This window comes from Oleiphilus sp. HI0125, from assembly GCF_001635355.1.
In genome coordinates this window covers 1-713 of record NZ_LWGF01001465.1, presented here as the reverse complement: position 1 = coordinate 713, position 713 = coordinate 1, and the positions used below count along the sequence as shown (strand labels likewise).

Below are 713 nucleotides of genomic sequence, written 5' to 3'. Positions count from 1 at the left end.
TCTGTTCCCAGTGGGAGAGATCGAAAAACCTGAAGTGCGCAAACTCGCAGAACAGCATGACCTAGTAACGCACGATAAGAAAGATAGCACCGGCATCTGCTTCATTGGGGAGAGAAAATTCTCAGACTTCTTGAAACAGTACTTGCCAGCGCAACCAGGCGATATCATTACCGATACGGGAGACACCATCGGCAAGCATCAAGGTTTGATGTATCACACTATCGGTCAGCGACAAGGCCTCGGTATTGGCGGCTTAAAAAACTATGACGAATCACCTTGGTATGTCGCGCAAAAAAATCTAGACGACAACACTCTGGTCGTTGTTCAAGGAAAGAATAATCCACTGCTCTTTGCAAATCAGTTGATCTGCAAAAATCTAGATTGGATTAATGGTGAACCAAACATGCCTTTCTCTTGTACAGCTAAAGTACGCTATCGACAAGCAGATCAGTCTTGTCATGTCGAAAAGCTAGAGAACGGAGATCTTCGCGTGCGGTTTTACACCCCCCAACGAGCCATTACTCCAGGCCAATCGGTTGTTTTCTATATTGAAGATCGTTGCCTCGGCGGTGGGATCATTGCATCTACTAGTAGCGAGCCTAACGATGAGCTTAACTAACGATCAGAATAAGGCACTGGCACTATCTGGCTTATTCGAGTGCTGCGTATTGGTAGATAGCATTGCGCGCAATGGCTCTTGTGATCACGATGCA

General features: G+C 46.3%; 1 protein-coding gene. It reads left to right on the top strand.

What is annotated here, in order from left to right; all coding sequences use genetic code 11:
* Nucleotides 1-619: MnmA/TRMU family protein (locus A3762_RS24765; RefSeq protein WP_369820720.1), on the top strand; the 619-nt coding region annotated here is incomplete at its 5' end.
* Nucleotides 620-713: the final 94 nt, after the last annotated feature.